Source organism: Methanoregula sp. (genome assembly GCF_028679125.1).
Taxonomy (GTDB): Archaea; Halobacteriota; Methanomicrobia; order Methanomicrobiales; family Methanospirillaceae; genus Methanoregula.
The window spans coordinates 133,234-146,314 of sequence record NZ_JAJRCG010000001.1 but is presented as its reverse complement, the minus strand read 5'-3'; the positions used below and the strand labels follow the sequence as shown (position 1 = coordinate 146,314).

The 13,081-nt window shown below is 54.4% G+C and carries 12 protein-coding genes; 7 read left to right on the top strand and 5 right to left on the bottom strand.

Going from position 1 to position 13,081, the window contains the following annotated elements; all coding sequences use genetic code 11:
* Nucleotides 1-121 precede the first annotated feature (121 nt).
* The 4 genes from LUQ43_RS00790 to LUQ43_RS00775 form a co-directional block, all read right to left on the bottom strand.
* Nucleotides 122-1,747 carry a putative manganese-dependent inorganic diphosphatase gene (locus tag LUQ43_RS00790; protein ID WP_299962777.1) on the bottom strand — a complete coding sequence of 542 codons (1,626 nt, stop codon included), beginning with the start codon at nucleotides 1,745-1,747 and terminating at the stop codon, nucleotides 122-124.
* A gap of 138 nt (nucleotides 1,748-1,885) precedes the next feature.
* Nucleotides 1,886-2,035, bottom strand: a complete 150-nt coding sequence (locus LUQ43_RS00785) for a hypothetical protein (RefSeq protein WP_299962775.1) — start codon at nucleotides 2,033-2,035, stop codon at nucleotides 1,886-1,888.
* A 235-nt stretch (nucleotides 2,036-2,270) separates the two neighbouring features.
* Complete coding sequence (locus LUQ43_RS00780) at nucleotides 2,271-3,764, bottom strand: DHA2 family efflux MFS transporter permease subunit (RefSeq protein ID WP_299962773.1); 1,494 nt, start codon at nucleotides 3,762-3,764, stop codon at nucleotides 2,271-2,273.
* 854 nt (nucleotides 3,765-4,618) lie between these two features.
* On the bottom strand, nucleotides 4,619-4,990 hold the full coding sequence (locus tag LUQ43_RS00775; protein ID WP_299962771.1) for a hypothetical protein: 372 nt from the start codon (nucleotides 4,988-4,990) through the stop codon (nucleotides 4,619-4,621).
* A 782-nt stretch (nucleotides 4,991-5,772) separates the two neighbouring features.
* On the opposite strand from LUQ43_RS00775, the gene LUQ43_RS00770 reads away from it, so the two are divergent.
* From LUQ43_RS00770 to LUQ43_RS00745, 6 genes are all read left to right on the top strand, one after another.
* Nucleotides 5,773-6,402 (top strand): hypothetical protein, encoded by a 630-nt coding sequence (locus tag LUQ43_RS00770; protein ID WP_299962769.1) that lies wholly within the window; start codon nucleotides 5,773-5,775, stop codon nucleotides 6,400-6,402.
* Between the two features lie 4 nt (nucleotides 6,403-6,406).
* Nucleotides 6,407-7,399 carry a hypothetical protein gene (locus tag LUQ43_RS00765; RefSeq protein WP_299962767.1) on the top strand — a complete coding sequence of 331 codons (993 nt, stop codon included), beginning with the start codon at nucleotides 6,407-6,409 and terminating at the stop codon, nucleotides 7,397-7,399.
* Between the two features lie 28 nt (nucleotides 7,400-7,427).
* Nucleotides 7,428-7,994, top strand: a complete 567-nt coding sequence (locus tag LUQ43_RS00760) for a hypothetical protein (RefSeq protein ID WP_299962765.1) — start codon at nucleotides 7,428-7,430, stop codon at nucleotides 7,992-7,994.
* Nucleotides 7,995-8,208: 214 nt separating this feature from the next.
* Nucleotides 8,209-8,622 (top strand): pyridoxamine 5'-phosphate oxidase family protein, encoded by a 414-nt coding sequence (locus LUQ43_RS00755; protein WP_299962763.1) that lies wholly within the window; start codon nucleotides 8,209-8,211, stop codon nucleotides 8,620-8,622.
* Nucleotides 8,543-9,037, top strand: coding sequence for an ATP-binding protein (locus LUQ43_RS00750; protein ID WP_299962761.1), 495 nt, complete (start codon nucleotides 8,543-8,545; stop codon nucleotides 9,035-9,037). Before LUQ43_RS00755 ends, LUQ43_RS00750 begins: the two co-directional genes overlap by 80 nt.
* A 68-nt stretch (nucleotides 9,038-9,105) precedes the next feature.
* Nucleotides 9,106-9,513, top strand: coding sequence for a bacteriohemerythrin (locus tag LUQ43_RS00745; protein ID WP_299962758.1), 408 nt, complete (start codon nucleotides 9,106-9,108; stop codon nucleotides 9,511-9,513).
* 603 nt (nucleotides 9,514-10,116) lie between these two features.
* Here LUQ43_RS00745 and LUQ43_RS00740 read toward each other — a convergent pair.
* Nucleotides 10,117-10,437 carry a hypothetical protein gene (locus LUQ43_RS00740; RefSeq protein WP_299962756.1) on the bottom strand — a complete coding sequence of 107 codons (321 nt, stop codon included), beginning with the start codon at nucleotides 10,435-10,437 and terminating at the stop codon, nucleotides 10,117-10,119.
* Nucleotides 10,438-10,810: 373 nt separating this feature from the next.
* Between LUQ43_RS00740 and LUQ43_RS00735 the strand changes: the two genes are divergently transcribed.
* On the top strand, nucleotides 10,811-13,003 hold the full coding sequence (locus LUQ43_RS00735) for a serine/threonine-protein kinase (RefSeq protein WP_299962754.1): 2,193 nt from the start codon (nucleotides 10,811-10,813) through the stop codon (nucleotides 13,001-13,003).
* The last annotated feature ends 78 nt before the right edge of the window (nucleotides 13,004-13,081 follow it).

Sequence of the window (13,081 nt, the reverse complement as noted above, 5' to 3'; positions counted from 1 at the left end):
TATAAAAAAACAAGAGTTCTTTTTATCATATCCGGATGGTTACCCAACCACAACCCTGATATTATTGGCATGATCAGATTTCCGGAGATTTGTTATCCGGATCCAAAAAGTGAAAAAACCATTACATTCCGGAACAGGTGCGGAGCTTCGAGCCAATCCAGGGAAGGAAATCTTTTTTCCGGGACATGACACCGTCAAGGTGAACCGGCAGGGATTTTCCAAAAACCATATGGAGCAGATCCGGGTCCGCTTCACCATAACACTCGCTCGAATTATCCATCACGCTGGTAAAGAGGACAAAGGCAAGATCGGCACCCCCCGTTGTCTTCACCTTCGCGAGTTCTGCCTGGATCTCCCGTGCCCGTTCCTGGTTCCAGGCAAATGACGGGACCATGACCTGCGAGATGAACACCTTTTTGCCGGACAGGTCGAAGACCTTGGTATCCCGGGCAAGGATGGTTGCAAGGGATGCCCCCGAGAGATCCATGCCCCGTTCCAGCAGGGCGATACCCAGCTGATCCGGATTCTCCCCGGAAACCTGTGAAAGGTACTCCACAGCCTTTTTATCACGGGAGGTGGTCGTTGACATCCGCAGGGCAAGGGTATCCGACAGGATGCCGCAGAGAAGGATCCCGGCAACCGCTTTTGAGGGGTTCTGCCCGGACTCTGATAATTTCATCGCGATGATGGTCGATGTCGACCCGACCGGGTCGTTGAGGAACCGGATGGGTTTTAACGTGGTGATGGTCCCGAGCCGGTGGTGATCGATGATCTCCACGATCTCTGCCTCCTCAATCCCGCTCACGGCCTGCGAGGATTCATTATGGTCAAGGAGGATGACCGGTTTCCGGACCTCGTCTAAAAGCGTTGTCCGGGTAAGAACACCGGCAAGCGTGCCTTCCTTTGTCACAACGCAGGCAGCCCGGAATTTCGATGACGTAACCACTTTTCTCGCCCGGGCAAGCGTATCATCGAACGTGAGGACCGGAACTTCCGTCTCCATGACCTCCCGGGCCGGGAGGGAGAGGTTCATCATCTTGCCGACACCGAATGCATCGAGATCGGTGGAGAGGACCGTAACTCCGCCTTTTGTTGCGGCTGCGGATACCCGTTCGCCCACGGGTGCGCCTTCCGCAATGATCAGGCAGGCGATCCCCGCAGAGATGAGGGCGAGCTGGGTGGGCTCATCGTCCCCGACAACAGCGATATCGTTCTTTGTCATCTTCGCAAGGGTGACATGCAGGGCGTCGATGGCGATGTAGACCCGGCCTTCGAGCGTCTCACGCGAAGAGACGATGATCTCCGCGCTGAGTATCCGTGCAAGCGTCCCGACCGGAATGGGCGTGACCGTCAGCTCGGAGAGGTGGATCTTCCGGATATAGGCATTGGCAAGCGCATGTTCGCCCACCATCCCGACCGGCCGGTCCGCGGAATCGGTGATGACAACATTGCGTATCCCTTCCTTTGCCATCAGCGTCGCGACATCAACCGTCGGGACATCCTGCGGGAGCGAGAAGACCGGTTTGTAGGTAATATCCGAGAGTTTTGGTTCAACCGATTCAACGAAGACCGGCTCTTTGACGCCGAACCGTTCGAGCATGTACCGGGACTCCGGGTTCAGCTCGCCGCACCGGGCCGGGATATACTTCCCCGGCTCGGCCATGTTCAGGAACTCCGCGTACCCGATGACACTCGCGATGCTGTCCGTGTCAGGCTGGCGGTGACCGAAAAGGTAGATCTGGTTCATAGTGCTGGTTCCTGCTGTCCAGGATTTCTTGCTAACTGGTGGGTTGTCCCGGGTCTTAACGTACGGGGAGCCGGGGAAAACTGCGGCGCGATCTCCTGCCGGGCAATACTGCCATCACGGAGAACCGGGAAAAAAGGATCAGGGAATCCGGAGAACCGGACAGAGATTGCCTTTCTGGTTGATACTGTACGTAGCAAGGATCGCTGCATCGTCAAGGTTATTTTCCCGGATACCGATCCTGCTCAGCTTGTCACGAATAGTTTTGATCTTTTTTAAGGAGTACTGCATAGGATAGATGCATACTTGGCGGGTGACACGATAAAGAGATGTATAAAAACGCCGGGTCCTGAGGTATTACCCATAATTAACGGCAGTAAACAACCTCATGAATGAGTTCAGCGCCCACCTGGCGAACTCATGTATTCATATCACGGCCGGGAACGTATCATAACGGAACCGCGAAATCCCCTTAAAAAAGAAGCACTACAATCCAAAAAACGTGATCGGGAATTTCCCGGATACGTTACTGCGAATCCTTGTTCTTGAGCAGGATCTTCGCATCCTCTGCATAGTCCGGGTGGATCTCCTCTTTCACCACGAGCGTGATTATCAGGATCACGATGCCCAGCACGACAGACAGGATGAACGCGATATCGAACCCGGCAGAGAGCACCTCCATCTTGATATTGACCGGGGATTTCGTGGTCACATCGTAACCTTTGGCAACCGCGATGACACCCGCGATCAGGATCGCGTTGAAGGTCGCGATCCCGAGGGACTGGGGAGCGGTCCTCTCCAGGCTGGTCATGCTCGAGATCATCCCCGCCTTTGCCTTTGAGACCGCCATCATGATCATCGTCGTGGACGGACTGACCATCAGGCCCATCCCGAAGCCGATCAGGGCAAGGGCGAGGATGACGAACCCGGTCGAGGTATAGACATGCAGCTGAGTCATCATGACGTACCCGATGACAAGGGGAATGGCTGCCATGATGCAGAGCCGGCGCGGCCCTACACGGTTGAAGGTCGCGCCCGCAATGAGACCGGCAACCATCATGGCAAACGAGAGCGAGGTCATGATCAGACCGGCAGTCGAGGTATCGTAGTTGTGGACATATTCCAGGTAGAAGGGCAGGAGATAACTGATCCCGGACAGGCTGAAGAAGACCAGGAAGAGGAGCAGGTTTGCGAGGATGAAATTCCTGCTCCGGAAGATGCGCAGGTCGAGCAGCGGATCGGCACTCCCGAGTTCGTGCCGGGCGAACCAGCCAAGGGAGATGATCGCGAGTGCTGCAATGCCAAGGATCACCGGGGAGGTCCAGCCGAACACGGAACCTTCTGAGACAACAAAGACCAGCGACGCAAGCCCGGCAAACGCGAGCACGGCACCTGCCCTGTCAAAACTGCCGGTGCGCTGCACCGGGACTGACGCCGGGATGACCTTTGCCCCGAGAAGGATCGCAACAATCCCGACCGGTATGTTGATGAAGAAGATCCAGTGCCAGGAGAGGTACTGGGTGAGGATGCCGCCGATGGTCGGGCCAAGGGCCGTGCCGAGTGCTGCGAGCATCATGATGATGCTCATTGCCTTTCCTTTCTGCTGCATGGGGACATAGGTGGAGATCATGGCAGCAGCCACCGCCATGAGCATCGCTGCGCCAACGGCCTGGAACATCCGGGATCCCACGAGCGAGGGGAACCCCGCAATTACCTCCGGGAGGAAACCGCAGAAGAACGATCCGAGCGTGAAGATGGCAAAACCGGAGATGAAAATTTTCTTGTACCCAATCGTATCCGAGATCTTCCCGAACACGAGCACGCAGCCCACCATCACCAGCAGGTAGGACGTGGCAACCCAGCTCACGGTGCTTGTCGAGACATTGAATGCTTCGGAGATGGTCGGGAGTGCGATATTGACGATCGTGCCGTCAAGGCTTGTCATGAACATGGCAAGCGAGATGGAGAAGACGAGGAGGCCAAGACCCTTCTCGTTCCCGCGGGTATCCGGGTTTTCCATTCTCAGAGGTTGTTGATGATGACAGATGATGTTTGCGGATTGAATTTTGGAGGGAACAGGAAGATAACGGGGTTATCATCAGCCGTGTGCAGAGGATAACGAACGCAGGGCAACGATAACATCCTGGAGTTACAGAACCGCCCTGATCCCATTTTAATTTTGCATGCGACAACCTTAGGGTGATAAAATGGACCTAATAAACCGGTCCATATCCAGACGGTTCTGATCATCACGACTGCACTCGCTTTCGAGATTCAGTTCGCAGGGATCGGGTCCTTCCCGGTGTTCGTGGCTGCCACCGGTAATATGAGCATCACACGTGGACATGTGAGGGCATTGCACACAATCTGAAAGTTTTTTTCGGGTCATGGAGGGTTCGAGATCAGAATTCCGGGCAAGACCTGATATATTGGGAGAATCTGCCATGGGAAAAATATCACCAGGAACTGCAATACCTAAACCCTTGGGCATCATGAATCCGGTCTGTCTTTGTTGTCGCGACAATAGGAGGTTCAGGTAATCCTGGGATAAAAGACGGAGAGACAACGGGGATGCCAGAGGATGATGAGGGAATCGATTATATCATTAATTCGTTAATTCCGGTATACAGGAAACGGGCTGCAAGGAAAATTATCCCATTACAATTGTTATCGGATCAAATCCTGTGTCGTACCTGATCTCCGTAATCGGCGCATTTCTCCACTCACGGTTCGGTATCATCTGGGCTGCCGTACAGGTAGTTTTTATTTAGAGTTCCGGCTGAACAACGGTTCGGTAAACCGGGAAAACCGTGAGCATTCGTACGGGGTCACCGGGAGGGTCATCCGGAAAAATCCTCCGCGTGGGTGAGAATCTCATACCCGGGGAATCCGTTCTTTCACAAGGAGGATAAGGTCACTGAGGTCATGGCACAGGTTGAGCTCTTCCGTGCTGATAAAAATCGAGAGTTCCGTTCCTTTCCTGAGAAGCACAACCGGGAACGTGACCGGGCGGGATCCGAATTCTGATAAGAACTCATCGCGGTCAAGGGTCCGTGACGGAATTGCACAATCTTTTAAGAACCGTTTCCACTCCTTCTTCATCCCCACCGGGCTGTTGGTCATTATGCTGAGAGTGCAGGGATCCGATTTGGATGAAACCGGATGAGCCGAGGAATAGTCATGGAGTGACTGGAGTACCCCGCTGTCAAGATTGTGGACGAACAGGAGGGTCCTGGAATCCGGCATACACGAGTCCTCTCGCGGTTTCATGTCTTATATGTTGGCATGCTTCCCAGGAGGAAACGGGGGGATCTCCGGCATACCCCCCATCATCAGGAAATATATTTACACAGACCCCCCCTCCCTTTTATTTTCAAATCGCGGAGACCCCCCCTGCATGGGGGTGGGGGGTATGCACCAGACCCCCCTTCGATCACGGCCGGTCGTTCTCCCGGTCGGATCACACGGGAGCCGGGCCAGGCGCACTCAGCCGTCGTTACCCGGGTACATTTCGAAATTGCCGGGCACGAAATCGTATCGCATTGTGCCGGCCCGGGTGGGGGGGTATGCGGGAGACCCCCCTCCAAGTATTTTTTGGATGAGGAGAAAGGAGATCCAAATAAGGGGACGATACATCCGTGCGGTACCGTCTGGACAGGTTCCCCGATCGATATGCCTATGTATTACCCTTGGCATACCGGGCATACATGACAGATGACGTTGTCCATGATCATGCGTTCACCTGCCCGCACTGCGGGCTTCGGTGGCGCACCACAGAGACCGGCCCGAAACTGCATTGCAAGAAATGTAACCGATGGTTCCCGAACCCCTGGGCTGAACCGGCTGTGGTGCAGTAGCATCACCGGTATCTTCCAAACGCAGGGCTCACCGTATAGCGGGAGCCGTCAGCATATTCTCAACAATGAGGACGAAAGAGAACACCATTTTAAAAAGGGACAGTATGCCTATCGCCATAATCCGGGAATAATAATGTAATACATAAATAGAGACTGGGCTTATAATTCCTCATGAGATTTAAACAATTTCTGGTGCTCCTCTTCCTCATATCACTCATCGGCACAGCATCTGCATTCCAGCCCTCCTCCGGGGCACTCCCAACCTCTGAAAATATCACCTCCGGGTCCCCGGTGACCTACAAAGCGGTTATCGATTTCCCGCCACGCGGGTCCGAGGGGACATTTCCCGCAGATCATAACCTGGTTTTCACGACAAGGCTGGAGAACCCGCTCTGGACCTATGCACTCATCCTTGACGGCTTCAGGAATCCAGACAAAACGGTCACGGCCGAACAACTGACCCTGAGCGGGTTTGAACTGAACTACCCGGCCAATGTGCAGCAGTCGGTTGTTGTTATCGTGAATGGCACCGCACCCGAGGTAAGCAGGGTAACGATGACCAGCATCATGGATACATCTGAACGAGATGATGCCGGGAAGATCATCCCGAATACCTCGCGTTCGGACAGCCAGATCCCCATCTATCCCCGGGTGACGACAACCCCGGCACCGGTCCCGACAACGATCCCGACGACGCAGAAGGGGAGCCCTGCCCCGATTGTAATTTTCTGCGGGATTGCCAGTGCGTGCGGGATTGTTCACATCATCGGGAAACGACAGTCAGCCAGTTCCAGGGAGTGAAACAATGGACCGGAAAATCTCTTCGATTCTGATCGTGGTGGCAGTCCTGCTCGCCATCGTCACGGCAGTGGCAGCCCAAACCCCTGCAGCCGAACCGGGAAGTGTGGTCGTATATGCAGTGATTCCCGAAAGTGCACAGGCAGACCCCGTCTTCCAGTTCCGGAATGGCGATACGATCAACCTCACGGGCACCAACACCGGTTCCCGGACAACCTATCTCTTCCTCACCGGGCCCAACCTGGACGAGGGCGGCGCACAGATCCAGAGTGATTACCCGAAAGGCGCCCCGGTCACTGATGGCGATGCCTCCACATTCGCGACAGCGGCCGTGGGAGCGGATGGCCGCTGGTCCTTTTCATGGGACACGGGAAAGAGTACCGTTGCTCCCGGGGCGTACACGGTGTTTGCCGTCAGTAAGCCGCATGACAAAAACCACCTGGAATATTCCCCCTATGGCACGACATCAGTCGTTTTAGTAAAACCCGGATCGCCCGCAGCGGTCAGTCCGGAAAAACTTATCCTGGAAGAACTGGTCACCATGAATCCCGGCGGGCCTGTTACGTCAGGAACCCCCGTGACCGTGACATCCTCCATTAATTTTGTACTGACGGGGACGGCAACGACGTTCCCCACGGATCATGACCTGGTCTTCTCCACAACACTTGACAACCCGCAGTGGTCATATACCCTTGTCCTTGATGGTGTCGAGAACAAACGGCCTGCCATGCCCGGTACGGTGCTGGACCTGAGCGGGTTCGAACTCTCCTACCCGGGGAATGTAAACGAAGAGCGGGTTGTGGTTACGCTTCAGGGTACCGCACCGGCCGTGCGTGAAGGCAGGACAAAAAACGTCGTACAGATATCCGTTGTGGATAATTTCGGGAATGTTGTCCCCAATAGTACCGTAACAAGGGAGCTTACCGTTATGCCCCTATACGGAGTAACACCGCGTGAGCCGACTCTCACTCCGACAACAGCGCCATTGATGCACCCATAATTTACCATCACTTTATCCCGACGGTACTATGCAGAAAAAAGTCCTGATACTTACTATTATCCTGATCAGTATCATCGTAGTCCTGGGAATTGCGGGCGGTTTTTCCCTATACGGAATCTTGTTCCCTGCAAAGGATCTCCCCTCAGTACATTCTTCATCACCGGGAGATCACCTGGTGCAGGGCCAGAAGATAATCGATACGAATTTTGAGATTCAGGAATGGAATCTCAGTAAAGTTCACAAAATGAATATGACTATGATACTCCTTAATCGGGATGATTTTGCAGATTTTCCCGAGTTTGCGAGATCCATGCAGGGGGTAAATAACGATCCCGCTGCATGGAATTACGGTTCACGCGTTGTAACCTGGTTCCAGGGGAACGAAAGTGACCTTTACCGGTTTTATGATGCAGCATGTAAAAACAAGACGCGTGCTGAATGTTTCCCCTCTTCACCGTCTTCGAATATCATGGACAGTATTACACGATCTTTTCTGACAGGATGGGATCGCACCGGCTTGCCGGCTGCGAACAGGGAAACTACAACTGTACAGGGTGATGACGTAAATCCGGTTCCGAACATACAGGACAGATGACGTTGTCCACGATCACGCGTTCACCTGCCCGCACCGCGGGCTTCGGTAGCGTGCCACAGAGACCGGACCGAAACTGCAGTGCAGGAAATGTAACCGATGGTTCCCAAACCCCCGGGCTGAACCGGTTCCGGTGCAGGAGCATCAAAACTCTGTTCCCGTCGATCGGGGTTCCCCAATCCCAATGTATATGGGATCATGACAGGGAATGTCCCGCATGGCACTCAAAGACCAGATTATGGAAGTGATCGGCGGCCCGCATACAGCCGCTGTTGCAACAGTGGATGGGAAGCTGCCGGACGTCCGGTTCATGGTGCTTACCGGTTTTCCCGATATGACCCTTGTCGGGGCGAGCCTGAAGGCCAGCAAAAAGGTCGGCCAGCTGAAGAAGAACGCTGCGGCAGCTCTCTCGATCTGGTCGGGGAAGGAACTCTCCGAACCATATGTCGAGATAGCGGCAAAAGGAACGATCCACGAGGACGTTGCAACGAAGAAGAAGTACTGGATCCCGATGTACGAGCAATTCTTCAAGACACCCGAGAACCCGGATTTTGTCGTGCTCGTATTCAAAGCGGGCGAGATCACGTACCACGGCAAAAATATGTCAAGCCTGGAAGTCTGGAAGCGCTGATACGGTTACAGAGTACCCTTCTGGTAATAATGAAGCGGCTCTCCGGTATTCTCCTGTAAGGGGAGAGGAAGATCACATTTCCGGGGCCGGTTTTACTGACCCGCTCCTTATCAAGGTCTCTTACAACCTGTTCGATAATGCCCGGCAGCACGGGGGGACAGTCACCCGCATATCGGTATCCCATCGTCCCGCCGGCACCGGACTCGTCATATCCGTTGCTGATGACGGGGCCGGCATTTCCCGGGAAGACAAAACGCACCTGTTCGAACGCGGTTTTGGGAAAAATACCGGGCTCGAACTTTTCCTCTCCCGGGAGATCCTGTCAATCACCGGCATCACCATCAGCGAGACCGGTATCCCGGGGGAGGGTGCTCGATTCGCGATCGCGGTACCGGAAGGAATCTTCCGCAGGTAATGCGGAGCCCCGGCTGCTCCACCGGTCCCGTAGATGGCTTTATCACTTCCCGGATAAAATCAAGCGTTATGGCTCTCATGAACTGGAACGAAGACCTGAGTGTCAGGGTAGGGGAGATCGACAGCCAGCACAAAAAACTCATCCAGCTGATCAATACCCTGCACGATGCAATGAAAGCCGGACAGGCAAAGCAGGTGCTGGAGACGACCCTGCAGGAGCTTGCTTCCTATGCGGTGTACCATTTCCAGGCCGAGGAGAAGTACATGCAGCAGTTCAAGTATCCCGGTTACCTCAGCCACAAATTGAAACACGATGCGTTTGTTAAAAAGGTCACCGGGTTCCAGGCGGATTACCAGGCAGGGAAGCTCGGGCTCTCGCTTGATCTCATGAATTTCCTCAAAGACTGGGTGACTACTCACATCAGGGAGACGGACAAGAAATATTCCGACACGTTCATCAGGAACGGGCTGAAGTGAGGGATACCGGCACGGCCCCTCCAGACGCCCCATGATCCCTGTTATGGGTGGGCTGTGCTCCAACCGTTGAGGGACGTAGGGGGATCCATGGATTTTGACATCCCCCAATCCGGGCTCATTTCCGCCCCGGATCACCCTGTTTTTTTACATCACCGACAGTATTGCCCGGAAAAACGACAGTATTGTTTTGGGATTCGTTCAAAATACCCCCGGATTGGCGTAAATCCAGGTAAACTGTGCCCGGACAATGACAGTATTTAGCAGTGTTCCAGCGGCCGATCGCCCCCAAAACCGGCTTCCCCCTTTTTGCACATGCACACGCGAAAATCACCCAGCAAAAAGAAGCACGTATTCGCATTCTATAGGCAAATCGGGGGGTGCCACCGGGTGTCGGAAGTGGCGAAGAAGAGGCGGATCAGATCCGGAACGGATGTTTCACGTCGGAGAATTTTGTAGGGGGGTGTTGTCAGACAGGTTGTGACGGGGGGTCTCCGACGGAGAGGGAGAGCCAGGGGGAGCAGTAATCAGGGAATTGTTCCGACAGATGGGGAGATGAGGTGACGGAAGAGGATACCGGGTAGTACCCGGTAGTGCAAATCCGTATCACAGCACCGGCAGGAACCACCCGGCGATGGAGGTCACGATCCAGATGAAGACCGCGATCACGAACGCCCGGAGCCAGCCGATCGTGTATAGTTTCTGCAATGCCAACAGCCAGACGATCCCGGCAATGAATGCCGGCAGCAGCCCCTGGCCCAGCACATAATAAAAGATCGTGTACACGGCGGTGCCGATCAGTGCAGCGAGGACGGCCGTGGTCAGGCTGTCCTTTGCACCGAAGAGTTTTGCGATATAGTAAATGATGACCGTTGAAATGATCAGTGCGACAACGAAGGTCAGCACGGTCGAGACGTTCGATACCATGTAAAGTGCTTGTGCTTTTTGCAATTAATCCTGTCGTGGAGGTATATTCATTGGAGCGACGCATCGTACCGGGAGGAGGAATGAAGGGGATTTGCAGAGGAGCGGACAGAGGGCTTGAGGAAATCTGCCAGGTGACCACTCCTTATTCCCACGAATCGGATACGGAAGAACTCAGGAAATCACCATCGCCTTCGTAATTTTTCTGTTATTTATTCATCCATTCCTCTGTGCGTGTGCAGTTGAATGATCCATACGCGAACCAGATCCCCTTTAGCCCCGTTTCTTGTCTCTAGTTTCCCTTGCAGGAAAAGGACGGAAATATCAGCATGTTATTAATAATAAAGCACAATATTTTTCTCCAGAGCCGGAAACAATGAGAGAGGTCATTTTTTTAATAATTGTCGCTTCATGTCTGTTCGTCATCCCCGTTGCGATACAACCGGTCTCGGCATCCCTTAACGGGAGCCCGGCACAAATCATTAGTCCTTCTGCCGTCACCATTGCCACGTCCCCACCCGCAGGAGGATCCTTTATCTTTGGCGACAAAATCCTGTTTTCCGGTACCAACACCGATTCCAACAGGACCTATCTCTTCATCACCGGACCCAGTCTTCTGGCTGCCGGTTCACAGATCGAGAGCAATGATTCGAGAATCTCGCCTGTCACTGACAGTGTCGGATCCACATTCAAGATTGTCCCGGTCGGGACCGACCACCAGTGGACATGGACTTGGGATACCCATAAAGTGCCCCTGAATACCGGGTCCTATACGATCTATGCGGTCAGTACGCCGCGTGACAAAACGCACCTGGGCAGTGCGATCTATGACAGTGTGGCAATCAATATCACAGAACCAGTACTCTCCGCATCAGTCAGTCCAACGGCAGCGAAACAGGGAGATACGATCACCATCTCCGGGAGGGCGACCGGAAACCCGGGACCCGGTATTGCCATCTGGGTGATTGGCCCGAACTATTCAGACAGGTCTGTTGTCGGACAGGATCCTGACGGGTCCTTTTCCCTGGGTATCGACAGTGCAGCCACCCACCTGCTCCCGGGGAATTATCATGTGTTTGTTGAACACCCCTCGGCCGATGACGCGTTTGATTTTGACCTGAACGGCGATTACCTGTTCAACAACAGGATCCGTTCAAACATATTCACGTTCCGGGGAAACGGGAGACTCTATGGAGAGGCTGCATATTCCGCATTTTCCGCCGCGGTCAATGGCCCGAAGAATGATGACCTGATCGTACCGGTCTCATTCACCTTTGGGACACCCCCGGCAACCGCTGCCGCTGCATTATCCAATTCCCCGTCGGTTAACGTGACGTATTTCAACGGCAACGGAACCACGGGTTCCGGCACCAGGATCGTCAATAACAACACCGCAGGACCGGCAGCTGCCGGCAGTTCACCGACCCCCATCCCGGCAGAGACCGTGCAGGGAGTGCCCGGCAATTCTTCCGGTAATATCTCACCCGCAGCGAACTCCGGTGGCGGCCTGCCGTACGGAATCCTTGCGGGGATCTCCGGCATCGTCCTCCTTGGAGGTATCGGCGGTGCGATAGTTCTCTCCAGGAAAAAGAGAAACAACACCGTTCCGGAAAATTCTCCTTGCGATACGCTCCTTCTCCCGGAGGGGAAGGCGGGACAGGGGCGGACGGGAGATACCGGGATTGCTCTCCCGGTAACCCTGGCAGCAGGAGATCCTGCATCCCCGGCGTCCCCGATGAATGCGTTTCCCGAGGAACTCGCGGGTAAATACACGCAGATCTCCCCCATCGGCAGCGGGGGATTTGCCATGGTCTATTCCGCGTACCGTGTAAGCGACAACCGGAAAGTCGCCATCAAGATTCCCATCAGGTCGAATGAAAGGACCGGGAGGTCCTTTTTGCACGAGATAAAGGTGTGGGAGACCATGCACCACCCCAATATTGTCGAAGTGACAGCGGCAAACATTCTCCCGGTTCCCTATGTCGAGATGGAATTTGTCGCCGGGTCCCTCGATACCCTGGCAAAACCGGTGCCGGTCCTCACGGCAGCCCGGATTATCCGGGGTATTGCGGAAGGGATCCGGTATGCCCATGCACGCCGGTGCATTCACCGCGATATCAAGCCGCAGAACATCCTCCTCACGGTTGAGATCGTGCCGAAGATCACCGACTGGGGGATCAGCAAAGTCCTTGAAGAAAATACCAGGAATACCACGGTTGCCGGCTTCTCTCTCTCGTATGCGGCACCGGAACAGATCGCACCGGAAAAATTCGGCAGTACGGATGAACGGACGGATATGTACCAGATTGGCGCGGTCTTTTACGAACTCGTCACCGGCATGATACCGTTTGATGACGCGAGCATGATGGAGATGGTCAATGAGATACTCTATGACGATCCGGTCATCCCCTCATATTTTAATCCGGATGCAGCGGACGTGGAAAAAATTATCCTGAAATGCCTTGCCAAGGATCCACAACAGCGTTACCAGTCAGCCGATGAGTTACTGGATGCCCTCGGGGGGTACCTGGGTGACCATGACACGGACCTCCCTGGTGACGGGTCCTGAAAGAACCTCTTCTTTGCCGTTTTATAGACCTGCTGGCCCTGCCGGAAACCCGGGCGTCCCGGCCGTAGGAGGGGGCCT